The following is a 13,363-nucleotide window of genomic DNA, read 5'->3' as shown; positions in this document are numbered from 1 at the left end:
CGCAGGAACCGAAGCCGGTCAGCGGCTCGAGACCCGGCGTCCGCGGACCTGCACGGGCTGTTGGTGACCGACCGGGTTGTGGTGCTCGCCCAGGAGCACCTTCACCTTGTCGCTGTTGGCGAGCACGATCACGTGGTCGTCGTGGATCTGGCTGATGTCGCCGCGCACCAGGACCATCCCGCCACCGAGCTCCATCACGGTGTCGTCGGGCTTGCACCGGGTCAGGTCCTCGGTCGCCTCGATCACGAGCATCCCGTTGCGCCGGACCCAGAACATCAGGGCGAGCATCAGTACGACGGTGATGTTGGCCATCACGGTCAGCCACACGGCCAGCGATCCGGGCGGCACCTCGTCGACGGCGCGGTTGGTCTGCGGGTCCTGCGGCAGGTGTTCCACCCGGAGTTGCTCGTCGGCCTTGGCCGCCTCGAACGTCTGCCGGGGCACCTCGACCGTCCAGGACTCCTGGTCGGGGTCGAGCGAGGCGGGCAGGCGGAAGGTGAGGAAGAACTTTCCACCGAACGCCTTGGAGTCGGTCACCTCGGCGGTCGTCTCCACACCGTCGCGGTCCAGCCGGTGATCGGTCCACGTCAGGTGGCCCAGCGGCAGGTTGATGAAGCAGAGCAGGACGATGGCCACCACGAAGGGCCACACCCGCGAGGGCCCTGGGGTCGCAGACATGGGCCCATTGAACAGCAGCGGCCCGGGTGGGGTGTGCGAGCACCGCGGGATGAGGAGCCGTGGCGTGGCGAGCGGTAACCTGCCCCCCGTGTCCTGGCTCTTCACCATCGTCGTCGCCTCCTATGCAGGCGTGATCGCGGTCCTCGCCGCCGCCGTCGCCTCCACCTCGGCGTTGCAACAGATGGAACCGCTGGTCAGGCACGGGATGAAGGTCGCCCAGATCGCCGGCGGACTGATCGCCGCGGTCGCCGGCCTCAACCTGCTCCAGGGCCACGAGCCCGACCAGGTGTGGATCTCGGCCGGCTATGCGGTCGCCGTCGTCGGCGTGCCGTTCATCCTGCTCACCCGCCAGCCCGACGAGGACGGAGAGCCGGTCGAGCCGGCCAGCCTGTGGGTGATCGCGATCGCTGCGATCACGATGGCCGTGCTCCTGGTCCGGCTGCAGCAGACGTGGTGAGCGCATCGACCGGTCCCCGCAGGCGTTCGACGGGTCGGCAGGTCCTGGTCGCGGTGTACGCCGTGTTCGCGGTCGCCGCGGGTGCGCGTTCGGCGGTCCAGATCGCGACGAAGTTCGACGAGGCTCCTGCTGCCTACCTGCTCTCCGCCTTCGCCGCCGTGGTCTATGTCGTGGCGACGGTGGCGCTTCGCTACCAGGGTCCGCGGGCCTTCGCGGTGGCGCTGTCCTCGATCTCGATCGAGCTGGTCGGAGTCCTGGCCGTCGGCGCGCTCAGCCTGGCCGATCCGGGACTCTTCCCCGACCAGACGGTGTGGTCGGACTTCGGCAGCGGTTATGGCTTCGTGCCGCTGGTCTTGCCGGTCATCGGCCTGGTCTGGCTGTGGCGCCAGGCCCGAGACCGTTCGGTCCCCCCGGCTGCGCAGGGCTCTCCTTCGTCCTGACCTGGCGCTCGTGGAGCCACCTCAACCGCAGGCCCAGGTCGATGCCGATCAGTGCACCGAGTGAGTTGGCGACGATGTCGATCAGCGTCGCCGACCGGTCGGGCAGCGCGGCGTACTGCAGGAACTCGATCAGGAAGGTCGCCGCGACTCCGGTGAGCAGCCAGTGCATCGGGCTGATCCGCGGCCAGAGGAGTACGCCGAGCAGGGTCAGCGGAACGAACAGTGCCACGTTGAGCACGAACTCGATGACCAGGCCGCTGATGAAGGTGATGCCCACCCGGCCCAGCAGGGTGTGCAGGTCCAGCACCGCGCCGGCCGGGGTGTCCGGCTGGGGCCAGAAGACCAGGTACGCCGCCGCGGCGACGTAGACCGCGAAGACGACGGCAAGGAGGCGACGCATGCCGACCATCCTCCCAGTGTCGCCCAACGTTTCCCCAGCAAACGATGGATCCCGGTCACTCAGTGACCGGGATCCACCCACCCTCCCCGGGTGAACCGGTGGGCGCCGCTGCTCGCTCGCTCAGTAGCCGAGCAGCTTCGACGCCAGGTCGGTGAGCACCTCGGTGGCGCCGCCACCGATGCCGATGATGCGGGCGTCGCGGTAGTGCCGGTCGATCTCGGACTCGCGCATGTAGCCCATTCCGCCGTGGATCTGGACGGACTCGCTGACCACCCATTCGACGGCCTCGACCGCGGTGTTCTTCGCCATCAGCGCGTCGATGATCATGTCCGGGTCGGTGACCGGAGTGGTCAGGGACTTCTCGATCGCGGCGCGGGTGACGGTGCGCGCGGCGGCGGTGCGCCGGTGCATCTCGACCAGCTTGTGCCGGATCACCTGGCGGCTGGCCAGCGGCTTGCCGAAGGTCTCCCGCTCACGGGCATACTTCGCGGCCAGGTCGAGGGCGCGCTGGGCTGTGGCGTGGCCCTGCAGCGCGAGGCCGAGGCGCTCGTTGACGAACTGCTGCATGAGCAACAGGAAGCCGCCGTTCTCCTCGCCGACCAGGTTGCTGACCGGGACCCGGACGTCGGTGAAGCTGAGCTCGGCGGTGTCGGAGCAGTGCCAGCCCATCTTGCGCAGCGGGCGGGCCACCTCGAAGCCGGGGGTGCCCTTCTCGATCACCAGCAGGCTGACGCCGCCGAAGCCCTCGCCGCCGGTGCGCACGGCGGTGGTGACGAAGTCGCCACGCACGCCCGAGGTGATGAAGGTCTTGGCGCCGTTCACCACGTAGTGGTCACCGTCGCGCACGGCGCGGGTGGTGATGTTGGCGACGTCGCTGCCGCCACCGGGCTCGGTGACGCCGAGCGAGCCGATCAGGTCGCCGGACATCGACGGCTTCACGAAGCGCTCGATCAGGTCGGCGTTCTTGCTGTCGATGATGTGCGGCGCGGCGATGCCGTGGGTGAACAGCGAGGCGATCACGCCGGAGCTGCCGCCCGCTTCGATGATGGCCTCGGTGACGATGGCGGTGTCGATGGCGTTGCCGCCCTCTCCGCCGACCTCCTCGCTGAAGCCCACGCCGAGGATGCCGGCGGCGGCCGCGGCCTTGCTCAGGCTGCGCGGCAGCTCGCCGTCGTCCTCCCACTGGGCGATGTTCGGGACGATCTCACGCTCGGTGAAGCGAGTCACGCTCTCGCGCAGCGCCTGGCGTTCGGGGGTGTTCCACTGGTTCATGAGGGGTCCTTGGGTGATTCGGGGAGCAGGGGTCAGGAAGAGGGTCTCAGCGGCCGGTCCAGCGCGGCTCGCGCTTCTCGGCAAAGGCGGCGACGCCCTCGGTGGCGTCGTCGGAGAGCAGGACCGGGCTGGCGAGCTCGCTCTGTCGGGCGAAGCCCTCCTCGGCGCTCCAGGTCGGGGCGGCGTCGATGATCTGCTTGCCGACCCGCACCGAGAGCGGTGCGTTGGCTGCCATCCGTCGAGCCAGGTCCCGCGCGGTCTCCAGGGCCTGGCCCGCAGGCACGACCCGGTTGACCATGCCCAGCTCGGCCAGGCGTGCGGCACTCACCGGGTCGCCGAGGAGCGCGAGCTCGAGGGCCACGGCACGAGGGAGCCGGACCGCGGTGCGCCACAGGCCACCGGCGGCGGCGAGCAGGCCACGCTTCACCTCCGGCAGGCCGAAGGTTGCCTCCTCGCTGGCGACGATGAGGTCGGCGCAGAGGGCGAGCTCGAAACCGCCGGCCAGGGCAGCGCCCTCGACCGCGGCGATCATCGGCTTGGTGGGCGGCTCGGCGGTCAGGCCGAGCGGGCCGCGGCGGTCGGTCACGGGGACCTCTCCGCGGTTGGCCCCGGCGAGGTCCATGCCGGCGCAGAACGTGTTGCCGGCGCCGGTCAGGACGAGCACCCGGACGGTGTCGTCGACCTCTGCGTCGTCGACGGCCCGCTCGAGGAGCAGTGCGGTACGCCGGTCGATGGCGTTGCGCACCTGCGGACGGTCGAGGGTGATCACCCAGACGTCGTCTCCGTCGCGCTCGGTCCGCACCGGCGCGGCGGGCGGCTCGGGCAGCTCCTGCTGGCTGCCGGTGAGCTTGATCCGGTCCTTGGTGAGCCGGATCGTACGTCGCAGCGGGTCGCCCTTGGTCAGCACCGCGATGTCCTCGGGGGACTCGCGGCGCAGCAGGACGCGCTCACCCTCGGGAGTGATCGCGGAGACGACCGCACCCTCCACGTCACCGGCGCGGTCGTAGGAGACGGTGACCGCCTCGACCACGGCGCTCCCCTCGAGCTCGGTGCGCACCGGACGGGGCGCGGGCCGCTCGAAGGCAGGCTTGAGGTGGGCGAAGGCCTTGCTCGGCGGGGTCGCGGAATAGACGCCCAGCGCGTGCTTGGTGGCATACCAGCCCAGCGAGCTGGACAGGCCGTACTGCTCGGGGTTCTCGCGCAGCATCGGCATCATCGTGGACACCGCGTGCAGTCCGTAGTTGTTTCCGGGCCCGCCGGCCGAGGTGAGGCCACCGGTCACGCTGAGCGGCCGCTCGGGCGCGTCCCAGGGCAGTCCGAGGGCCTGGGCACCGAGCTGCACGGCGGCCGGGAAGCAGGAGTAGAGGTCGATCGGGCCGAGGTCCTCCACGGTGATCCCGGCGTGGTCGAGGACGGCGGCTCCGGCTGCGGCGATCGCCGGGGAGGAGGCGAGGTCGGCACGCTCGGAGACGAACCACTCGTCGGTGGCCGAGGCCCCGGCGTGCAGGAAGACCCAGCGGTCCTGGTCGATGCCCAGGGCGTGGGCGGCGGCGACGCTGGTGACGATGACGCCGGCGGCCAGGTTCACCTGGAGGTTGGCGCACATCAGCTTGGTGTAGGGGTCGCTGACCGCACGGTTGGCCGTGGTCGCGGTCGCGATCTCGTCGGCGGTGCGCTCGGTCGGGTCCCAGGCATAGGGGTTCTTCGCGGCGACGGAGCTGTTGCGGGCCCACAGGTCCGCGATCCTGGCCCGGTGCTCGTCGACCGGGGCGCCGGCGGCACCGCGCAGGGCGGACTCGACGAGTGCGTAGACGAAGATCGGCGCACCGAGGCCGACGCTCGTCTCGGCCTCGTTGTTGGCCGGTCGGTCGACGCCGATCACGCGACCGGGGGCGGCACCCTCGGGCTGACGGGTCCAGTCGGGCTCGCGGCCATCCGACTGCAGTGCCGAGACGGTGCTTCCGGCCTCGGCGCCACTGACCAGAACGACGTGGGCGTTGCCCTGGGCGATCTGGAGGGCAGCGTCGTTGACGGCCAGCTGGGCGCCGTCGCCGCCGTACGGCGAGGTCTGCACGGTGGCCGCGTCGCCCGCGCCGACGAGCGAGGCGACGAGTCCGGCCTGGTTGCCGTAGGTCCACGAGGCGCTGGGAACGGCATAGACGAGGTCGGCGCGCGCCAGGAGGTCGTCCTGGGCACCGGCGTCGCGCACGGCGGCCCGCAGTGCGTCGGCGGCCATCGCCACCGGCTCGTCGGGGTTGGCCAGATCAGGCGTGCGCTGCACGACCTGTCCGACGCCGATCACGACCGGGGTGGTCGGGTCGAGCATTCGACCGGTGCGCTCGTGGAGCACGGGCTCGTCGGGGATGCGGCGTACGCCGTCGCCGTCGAGGACGCCCGCCAGGATCTCGAGGGACTCGGTCAGCGCGGTCTCGACGCTGCGCACGGCCGTGAGACCGACCGGGCCACGGACCGGCGGGCCGTCCAGGGCGCCGTCGAGGCGCACGGCGGAGCCGCCGGCGGTGGCGACCACGGTGCACCACAGGCCGACGGTGATGCCCATCGGGCCGGTGCCGCGGAGCTCGAAGCCGTTGGCGTCGGCGCGCTCGACGCGCCAGCGTGCCTGGGCCGGGATGTCCATCAGCTTGATCTGCTGCACGAACTCCTCGCCGGCAGCCATCCGTGCCGGACGCTCGCCGCGCCAGGACAGGTGCAGGGTGAGCCATTCGTGCGCGCGGTCCAGGTCGGTGACCAGGTCGGCGACGACCTCGGGGGCGGCCGCCACCAGGCGCTGCGCGTGGACCTGGCGGGCATAGCCCGAGGCGCCGGCAGGTTCGGGCACCGAGACGGCGAGCTCCGGCGAAGCGTCGGGAGCGCCCGGCATCAGCTTCGACGCAGCGTCGGTGACCATCACCTTGGCGGTGGAGGCGAGCACGGGGGCCAGCGTGCGGACGCTGGCGAGGAGCTGCGAGGGGGTCGGGGACATCCGGGGAAACTCACTTTCAGTCTGATCGGACTGTTTTGCTCAGCATGCGCTTTCTTCGCGCGTCTTGGCAAGTCGCCGGCCACCGTGACCGGCGGTATGGTCCCGCTATGCCACCGACCCGCCGCACCCAGAAGGAGCGCTCCGCCGCCACCCGCGCGACGCTCCTCACCGCGGCCTATGAGAGCCTCCTCGAGAGTGGGTACGGCGCCACCACCGTGGGCCACGTCCAGCAGCGCGCCGGAGTGGCGCGCGGAACGTTGCTGCACCACTTCCCCACCCGCGGCGCGCTGATGGCCGCCGTCGTCGAGGACATCATCGAACGGCGCCTCCAGGTGCTCACCGTCGAGCGCGGCGAGCTCGACCCTCCGATCACCAGCTGGGACGACGTCGTCGACCTGGTCTGGGGCGAGCTGCAGTCGCCTCCGTTCACGGCCGCGCTCGAGCTCTGGGTGGCCGCACGCACCGACCCGGACCTGCTCGAGGCACTGTTGCCGCTCCAGGAGCGCATCTTCGCCACCGTGCACCACAGCGTCATCCGGCTCTCAGGAGCCGACCACGCCCGGGCGCCGATGCTGGTGCAGTTCACCATCGACCTGCTCACCGGCTCATACCTCGCCGGGATCCTCCAGCCTCGCGCCGGGACCTCGGCAGTGGTGGAGGCCTGGAAGCGGACGCTACGCGAGCTCGATCGCTGACTCACAACCACCTCTGGATCGGGAACCCACATGCCGCAGATCACCGCAACCGTCGTCGTACCCGTCGATCCTGCGACCGCCTTCGCCCTCTCGCAGACCACCGGTGAGCTGCGACTGAAGTGGGACCCGTTCATCCGAAAGCAGCACTTCCTCGACGGCGCCACCGCGCCCGGCAAGGGCGTGCGCACGCTGACCAAGGCGCGGGTGGGCCCGACGATGATCAGCCAGTACGCCGCCTGGCGTCCACCGAACAGCGTCGGGATGACGATGGTGAAGGGGCCGTGGTTCTTCGCGTCGTTCGGGGGTGGCTGGCGGTTCAAGGAGGCCGCCGACGGCAGCACCGAGGCAACCTGGAAATACACCTACTCGATCCGGCCGTCGTGGCTGCGCTTCATCGCCGAACCGATCGGGCAATGGCTGCTGGGCCGCGAGATCCGGGCGCGCATCGCCGCGTGGGCGCGGGCCTGCGAGGACCCGGTGGTCCTCGCCGCGGCGGCCGAGCGCGACCTGACCTGACCTAGCGTCGCTTCACCTTCACACCCCGCACCTGCACGGGTTGCTGGTGACCGACGGGATTGTGGTGGTCGCCCAGGATCACCTTGACCGTGTCGCTGTTGGCCTGCACCACGACATGGTCGTCGTGGATCTCGGTGATGTCCCCGCGCACCAGCACCATGCCGCCGCCGAGCTCGACGACGGTGTCGTCCGGCTTGCACCGGGTCAGGTCCTCGGTCGCCTCGATCACGAGCATCCCGTGCCGGCGCGACCAGAACATCAGGGCCAGCATCGCCAGGACGGTGAGGTCGGCCAGCGCCGTCAGCCAGACCGCGACGGATCCGGGCGGCACCTCGTCGACGGCGCGGTTGGTCGACGGGTCCTCGGGGAGATAGTCGACCGGCAGCTGCTCGGCGGCCTTCGCCTCGTCGAAGGAGTCGCCGGGCACCTCGACGGTGTAGGACTTCTGGTCCGGGTCGATGGAGGCCGGGAGCCGGAAGGTCACGAAGTGCTTGCCCCCGAACGCCTTCGTCGCGGTAACCTCGCCGACTCCGGCCACACCGTCCCGATCGAGCCGGTGCTCGGTCCACTTCAGGTGCGCCAACGGCAGGTTGATGAAGAACAGCATGACGATGGCCACCACGAAGGGCCACAGCCGGGAGGGCCCTGAGGTCGCAGACATGGGCCCATTGAACAGCAGCGTCGGTGTCCACGGCAGCGAGTCCCGCGTTTGTACGACGTACGCGCAGGGCAGTCTGACGCCCATGAAGCGCTCCCTGATCGCCGTCGGCGTCCTGCCGTTCCTGGCGCTGGCTGCCTGCAGCTCGGACGGCGACGACAAGGGCCAGCAGACGAGCAGGGACGCGGAGTGCCTGGTCGAGCTCGGGAGCATCTCCCCGATCGAGTCCCTGCGCTCCGGCGGCACCGGGCAGGCACCTGTGTGGATCGACGGGGTCGCCTACTTCGCCGACGACAGTCGGGACGGACCGGTCGTGATCGAGGCGCACGGCGAGTCCGGGGAGGAGACCTTCGAGGTCACCGACCCGGAGGGCCCGGGGCGCGCGGGAGGCCAGCGTGAGTTGCTCGGGCAGGTCGAGGGCGACCTGCTGCTCGGCCACAACGACGGCGAGGACGCGTTCCTGGTCCACCGGCTCACCACGGACGGGACCGTCGTGTGGACCAAGGAGTCCCCGAGGAAGCCGCGGCTGATCGCTGCGGACGGGGCGATCCGTCTCGACTCCTCCGAGTTCATCGACGCTGCCACCGGGAAGGCCTTGCCGGACCACGTCGATCAGTCATTCGAGCTCCTCCCGATCGAGGACGGCGCCGACGACGCGCTGCTCCTGGACCGATCCTCGGGCGTGTGGAGCTACATGGACACCGAGTTCGAGAACCACTACCTCACCGCGCCTGACGGCGAGGGCGATCCCTGGGTGATCCCGACCTCCACGCCGATGGGGCTGTGCGGCGACAACGTCTACCTCGTCGAAGGGACGACCCTGAAGGTCTTCGACCTCGGCTCGCACGACGAACCGCTGAGCGAGATCGACCTCGGCGCGGAGCCCAGCTCACGGACGATCACGGTCAGCAAGGACGCCGTGGCCGTCGACCTCAACGACCACTACGCCTTCGTCACCCGATGAGCCCTACGGTCGCGGGGCGGTAGCCTTCCCCGTGTCCTGGCTCTTCACCATCGTCATCGCCACCTATGCAGGTGTGATCGCCGCGCTCGCAGCATCGGTCGCGGTCACCCCTGCCCTGGCCCAGATGGAGCCTCTGGTGCGGCACGGCATGAAGGTCGCCCAGATCGGTGGCGCCCTGGTGGCCGTGGTGGCCGGGCTCAACCTGCTCAAGGGGCACGAGCCCGACCAACTGTGGATCTCGGTCGGCTATGCGGTCGCCGTGGTCGGCGTACCCTTCCTCCTCCTCACCCGCCAACCCGACGAGAACGGCGAGCCGGTCGAGCCGGCCAGCCCCTGGGTGGTCGCGATCGCGGCGATCACGATGGCCGTGCTGCTGATCCGCCTGCAGCAGACGTGGTGAGCACCGCGCGGAGGTCGGGCACGCGCTCGACCGGCAGGCAGGTCCTGGTGGCGGTCTACGCCGTGTTCGCCGTCGCCGCCGGCGCCCGGTCGGCGGTCCAGATCGCCACGAAGTTCGACGAGGCTCCGGCCGCCTATCTGCTCTCGGCGTTCGCCGCGCTGGTCTATGTGGTGGCCACGATTGCCCTGCGCTATCAGGGATCCCGCGCCTTCGCCGTGGCCCTGACCGCGATCTCGGTCGAGATGGTGGGCGTCCTGGGCGTGGGCGCGCTGAGCCTGGCCGACCCCGACCTCTTCCCGGACCAGACGGTCTGGTCCGACTTCGGCAGCGGCTATGGCTTCGTGCCGCTGCTGCTGCCGATCATCGGCCTGGTCTGGTTGTGGCGGCAGGGTTCCCGGACGTCCCCGCAGCCCGCTTCCTGATCAGCCACCGCAACCGCAGGGCGAGGTCGACACCGATCAGCGCGCCGAGTGCGTTGGCCACGACGTCGATGAGCGTCGCGGAGCGGTCCGGGAGGGCGGCGTACTGGATGAACTCGATGAGCACCGTGGCCGCGACCCCGGTGAGCACCCACTGCAGCGGGTTGATCCGCGGCCAGATCAGCACCCCGAGCAGCGTCAGCGGGACGAACAGGGCGACGTTGAGCACGAACTCGACCGCCAGGCCGGGAACGAAGGTGATCCCGACCCGCTGGAGCAGCGTCAGGACGTCGAAGACCGCCCCGGCAGGGGTGTCCGGCTGTGGCCAGAAGACGAGGTACGCCGCGGCGGCCAGGTAGACCGCGTAGGCGGCAAGGCAGGAGCGACGCATGTCCACCATCGTCTCAGGTGCCCGGAAACGCCGGCCGTGCTCAGGGGCGGGGTCCGAAGACCCAGCTCCCGCGGGCACCGTCCTCCACGTCGGCGGCGCGCTCGAGCTTGCCCGAGGTGTCGAACCGGAGCACCGTCCCGGCGTGGTCCTCGGCATCGGTCCCGGCGACGACATGGACCACGATCAGCACCGTGTCGTTGCCCTCCCAGGCGATGCCGTTGCTCGTGTGGTCGGCACCGAGCTGCTTGCGCGGCTCGATCTCCCGAACCACCTCACCGGTTGCCGCGTCGAGGATCGCCACCGTCGGGAGGTTGCCGGCCCCGCGCAGCCCGATCACGTGGTTGCCGTCGGGGCTGAACCTGCCCAGACGCCAACCGGCCTTCTCCCACAGCACCTCACCGGTGACGAGGTCGAGCATGGCCGCGGCGGCGTCCTCGTTGCCGGCCGGATGTCCGGCGAGCCGGCCGTTGACGGGATCCACCCCACCGGCGGTGAGGATGCCCTCGACCGGCTGCGGCTCGCGGCCCTCCCGGAAGACCTGGACACCGGGACCGTCCGTCGTGGCCACCTGGGCCACCACACCCCCGTCCGAGGTGAAGCCGACCGGCTCGCCGTAGGTCACGCCTGCCGCTGCGCTGGTCCACTCCGGGATCGTGACTCCGGGGTCGACCGACTCGACAACGAGGGTGCCTCGTCCGTCGCGGATCTCGAACCACGCCATCTGCGAGCCCTCGGCATTGATCGCGACGGTCCCGCCCGCGGTGAGCGTCCGGGTCGCCATGCCCTCGCTGTCATATTCGGTCAGCGTCGTGTCGTCGAGCACCAGCATCCCGTCGCGGAATCTCCCGGCCACCTCCAGGTTGGTCTCGACGGCGGGGAGCTGGGTGTAGGACCCGTCGCTCCCCATCAGCTCACCGTCGTGGGAGTGCTCGATGTAGGGATCCTCGCCGCGCTCGACCGCCTCGATGGCCGCCTCGGCGGCAGCGGCGTCCTTGAGCAGTGCGGCGGAGCCGGGGCTCGGCGGCGTCGGCGTCCCCGACGTCGATCCGGAGGTCGGCTGGACGGCGGGCGGCGGTGCACCGCGGTCGTCGCCGCCCGGGAGGACCAGGGCGAGGGGTACGGCGATCACGGCGACGACGGCGGCAGCCGTGAGGCCGGTGCCGATCCGCCGCCGGCGTCGGATTCCGGTGGCCTGCTGGTGCACCGCACCGAGGTCGAGGACGGAGTCCGACATGACGTCGCTGCGGTCCTCGAGCGCGTCGCGGAGCCGGCGCTCGCCTGAGATGTCGTTCATGCGGTCTCCTCCAGGTCGAAGGCGGTCCCGAGACGTCCGCGCAGGCTGGCGATGGCGCGACTGGCCTGGCTCTTGACGGTGCCGGGACTGATGTCGAGGGCGGCCGCGATCTCGGCCTCGCTGAGGTCCTCGTAGTAGCGCAGCACGATCACCGCGCGCTGCCTGGGCGGGAGGTCACGCACCGCGGCCCAGAGCCGGTCGGCCTCGAGCGGATCGCCGGGCACATCGGCGTACGCCGTCTCGGGGAGTTGGTCGGCTGCCACCTCGCGCCGCTTCCATGGCCGTCGCCACAGGGAGTTGTGCTCGTTGACGATGATCCGGCGCATGTAGGCGTCGACCTCGCCCCGGGCGCTCACCCGGTCCCACGCCAGGTAGAGCTTGGCCGCGGCGGTCTGCACGAGGTCCTCGGCGGTGTGCCGGTCGCCGCAGATGAGGTAGGCCGTGCGGAACAAACGGCTCTGGCGTGCGGAGATCCACGCGGCGAAGTCGTCCTCGCGGGTGGCCATGCCTCCCCCGTCGTGAACAGTCCTGTCATCGGCAGACCCGTGCTCCGTGTCGTCATCGTCAACCTCCGTCACCCTGCCACACGCGGCGGAGAGCGAACGGGTTGCACGCGCGGTCGCCTCAGCGGTCGAAGGCGTCCAGGATCTGCTTCTCGGTGAGTCCGTAGTCGGCCATCGAGTAGGTGTGCCGCGGGGCAGCCTTGCCCTGCTTCGCCTCGCGGTCGGCCTCGGCGACCGCAGCCTCGACCTCCGGCGTCCAGTCCAGGCCGAAGGCGTCATGGACCCGGCGCACGGTGCCGAGCTGGTCCGTGACCAGGTCACCGAACGCGATGTCGACGAACTGGGCCTGGTCATACTTCCCACGGGCGTCCTGGAAGGCGTGGTAGGACCGCGACCACAGGTCGAGCTGGGTGCGGCCGATCACCTCACCGACGAAGGTGTCCGAGTGGCCGGCGGTCGCCTCCGCAGCGAGCGAGCAGGCCGAGGTCATGCAGGTCACCGGGTCCCGGTGGGTATAGATCACCAGCGCGTCCGGATAGGCGGTCATCAGGGCGTCGAAGGCGGTCATGTGCGACGGGTTCTTCAGCACCCAGCGCTTGTCGGCGTCGTTGAGTCCGACCAGCTGGAGGTTCCTCCGGTGCCGGGCATAGGCGTCCGTCCAGTCCTGACCGGCGAGCCACTCGCTGTAGCGCGGCAGATGGGCGGTGGCCTCGTAGGAGTTGGACTTGCCGGTCTGCCGCAGCAGCCGCCAGCACTCCTCGACCGTCGTCGCATCCATGTAGTGGATGCCCATGAAGTCGGGCGACTCGGCATGGTGGGCAGCCAGGGCACGTTGCATCGCCGCGAACCGCGGGTCGGACTCCCACGTCTCCCTCGGTGGCCGTGGCTGCGGAAACTGGGTCAGCCACATCTCCAAGCCCTGTGCACCCGGGTCCGCGTGCAGCAACCGGTGCAGGATCGTGGTGCCGGTGCGCGGCAGGCCCAGGAGGAAGATCGGCCGCTCGACCACCACGTCCTCGTGCTCCGGGTGGGCGGCGAACGCGGCCTGGGTGAGCAGGACGCCGGTGAGCGCGCTCTTGATCTCGGCCCGCTGGAAGGCACGACCCCGCGGGGTGAGGCCCGCCTCGGGCGAGTTGAGGTCCTCGACGATCACCCGGAGCCCCTCCTCGTGGGCGCCGTCCCCGAAGTCGGACAGCCCGGTCGAGCGTACGGCGGCCGCGGCGATCTCCTCATAACTGCCGACCTCGGTGCGCTCACGGTTCATCACGTTGTGGCTCATGGTGCTGTTCTCCT

The 13,363-nt window shown here is 70.6% G+C and carries 16 protein-coding genes; 7 read left to right on the top strand and 9 right to left on the bottom strand.

The window, feature by feature from the left end; genetic code table 11:
- Positions 1–18 precede the first annotated feature (18 nt).
- On the bottom strand, positions 19–678 hold the full coding sequence (locus BJ980_RS12025; protein ID WP_179502509.1) for a hypothetical protein: 660 nt from the start codon (positions 676–678) through the stop codon (positions 19–21).
- Positions 679–766: 88 nt separating this feature from the next.
- Here BJ980_RS12025 and BJ980_RS12020 point away from each other — a divergent pair, with 88 nt between their 5' ends.
- Both BJ980_RS12020 and BJ980_RS12015 read left to right on the top strand, forming a co-directional pair.
- Positions 767–1,135, top strand: a complete 369-nt coding sequence (locus BJ980_RS12020; protein WP_179502508.1) for a hypothetical protein — start codon at positions 767–769, stop codon at positions 1,133–1,135.
- The gene (locus tag BJ980_RS12015; RefSeq protein WP_343047797.1) at positions 1,132–1,575 is read left to right on the top strand and encodes a hypothetical protein; all 444 of its coding nucleotides are present in this window, start codon (positions 1,132–1,134) and stop codon (positions 1,573–1,575) included. Before BJ980_RS12020 ends, BJ980_RS12015 begins: the two co-directional genes overlap by 4 nt.
- Here BJ980_RS12015 and BJ980_RS12010 read toward each other — a convergent pair.
- The 3 genes from BJ980_RS12010 to BJ980_RS12000 form a co-directional block, all read right to left on the bottom strand.
- Positions 1,496–1,975 (bottom strand): VanZ family protein, encoded by a 480-nt coding sequence (locus BJ980_RS12010; RefSeq protein ID WP_179502506.1) that lies wholly within the window; start codon positions 1,973–1,975, stop codon positions 1,496–1,498. The two genes, BJ980_RS12015 and BJ980_RS12010, sit on opposite strands and share 80 nt — an antisense overlap.
- Before the next feature lie 120 nt (positions 1,976–2,095).
- Complete coding sequence (locus BJ980_RS12005) at positions 2,096–3,247, bottom strand: acyl-CoA dehydrogenase family protein (protein WP_179502505.1); 1,152 nt, start codon at positions 3,245–3,247, stop codon at positions 2,096–2,098.
- 46 nt (positions 3,248–3,293) lie between these two features.
- Positions 3,294–6,230, bottom strand: coding sequence for a type II toxin-antitoxin system Rv0910 family toxin (locus BJ980_RS12000; protein WP_179502504.1), 2,937 nt, complete (start codon positions 6,228–6,230; stop codon positions 3,294–3,296).
- Between the two features lie 107 nt (positions 6,231–6,337).
- Between BJ980_RS12000 and BJ980_RS11995 the strand changes: the two genes are divergently transcribed.
- Both BJ980_RS11995 and BJ980_RS11990 read left to right on the top strand, forming a co-directional pair.
- A complete protein-coding gene (locus BJ980_RS11995) occupies positions 6,338–6,925 on the top strand; it encodes a TetR/AcrR family transcriptional regulator (RefSeq protein WP_179502503.1) in 588 nt (195 codons plus the stop codon).
- Positions 6,926–6,955: 30 nt separating this feature from the next.
- Positions 6,956–7,441 carry an SRPBCC family protein gene (locus tag BJ980_RS11990; protein ID WP_179502502.1) on the top strand — a complete coding sequence of 162 codons (486 nt, stop codon included), beginning with the start codon at positions 6,956–6,958 and terminating at the stop codon, positions 7,439–7,441.
- A gap of 1 nt (position 7,442) precedes the next feature.
- On the opposite strand, the gene BJ980_RS11985 is transcribed toward BJ980_RS11990, so the two are convergent.
- Positions 7,443–8,102, bottom strand: coding sequence for a hypothetical protein (locus tag BJ980_RS11985; protein ID WP_179502501.1), 660 nt, complete (start codon positions 8,100–8,102; stop codon positions 7,443–7,445).
- An 82-nt stretch (positions 8,103–8,184) separates the two neighbouring features.
- On the opposite strand from BJ980_RS11985, the gene BJ980_RS11980 reads away from it, so the two are divergent.
- The 3 genes from BJ980_RS11980 to BJ980_RS11970 are packed head-to-tail and all read left to right on the top strand — an operon-like array spanning position 8,185 to position 9,885.
- Positions 8,185–9,063, top strand: a complete 879-nt coding sequence (locus tag BJ980_RS11980) for a hypothetical protein (RefSeq protein ID WP_179502500.1) — start codon at positions 8,185–8,187, stop codon at positions 9,061–9,063.
- A 31-nt stretch (positions 9,064–9,094) separates the two neighbouring features.
- On the top strand, positions 9,095–9,463 hold the full coding sequence (locus tag BJ980_RS11975; RefSeq protein ID WP_179502499.1) for a hypothetical protein: 369 nt from the start codon (positions 9,095–9,097) through the stop codon (positions 9,461–9,463).
- Positions 9,460–9,885 (top strand): hypothetical protein, encoded by a 426-nt coding sequence (locus BJ980_RS11970; RefSeq protein ID WP_343047796.1) that lies wholly within the window; start codon positions 9,460–9,462, stop codon positions 9,883–9,885. Before BJ980_RS11975 ends, BJ980_RS11970 begins: the two co-directional genes overlap by 4 nt.
- Here BJ980_RS11970 and BJ980_RS11965 read toward each other — a convergent pair.
- The 4 genes from BJ980_RS11965 to BJ980_RS11950 form a co-directional block, all read right to left on the bottom strand.
- Positions 9,824–10,273, bottom strand: coding sequence for a VanZ family protein (locus BJ980_RS11965; protein WP_179502497.1), 450 nt, complete (start codon positions 10,271–10,273; stop codon positions 9,824–9,826). The two genes, BJ980_RS11970 and BJ980_RS11965, sit on opposite strands and share 62 nt — an antisense overlap.
- Positions 10,274–10,313: 40 nt before the next feature.
- Positions 10,314–11,567 (bottom strand): YncE family protein, encoded by a 1,254-nt coding sequence (locus tag BJ980_RS11960; protein WP_179502496.1) that lies wholly within the window; start codon positions 11,565–11,567, stop codon positions 10,314–10,316.
- Positions 11,564–12,073, bottom strand: coding sequence for a SigE family RNA polymerase sigma factor (locus tag BJ980_RS11955; RefSeq protein ID WP_179502495.1), 510 nt, complete (start codon positions 12,071–12,073; stop codon positions 11,564–11,566). Before BJ980_RS11955 ends, BJ980_RS11960 begins: the two co-directional genes overlap by 4 nt.
- Positions 12,074–12,191: 118 nt before the next feature.
- Positions 12,192–13,349, bottom strand: a complete 1,158-nt coding sequence (locus tag BJ980_RS11950) for a sulfotransferase family protein (RefSeq protein WP_246279963.1) — start codon at positions 13,347–13,349, stop codon at positions 12,192–12,194.
- Positions 13,350–13,363: the final 14 nt, after the last annotated feature.

Source organism: Nocardioides daedukensis, assembly GCF_013408415.1.
GTDB classification, from domain to species: domain Bacteria; phylum Actinomycetota; class Actinomycetes; order Propionibacteriales; family Nocardioidaceae; genus Nocardioides; species Nocardioides daedukensis.
The sequence above is the reverse complement of the archived record's forward strand: the minus strand, read 5'-3'. Positions and strand labels throughout refer to the sequence as shown.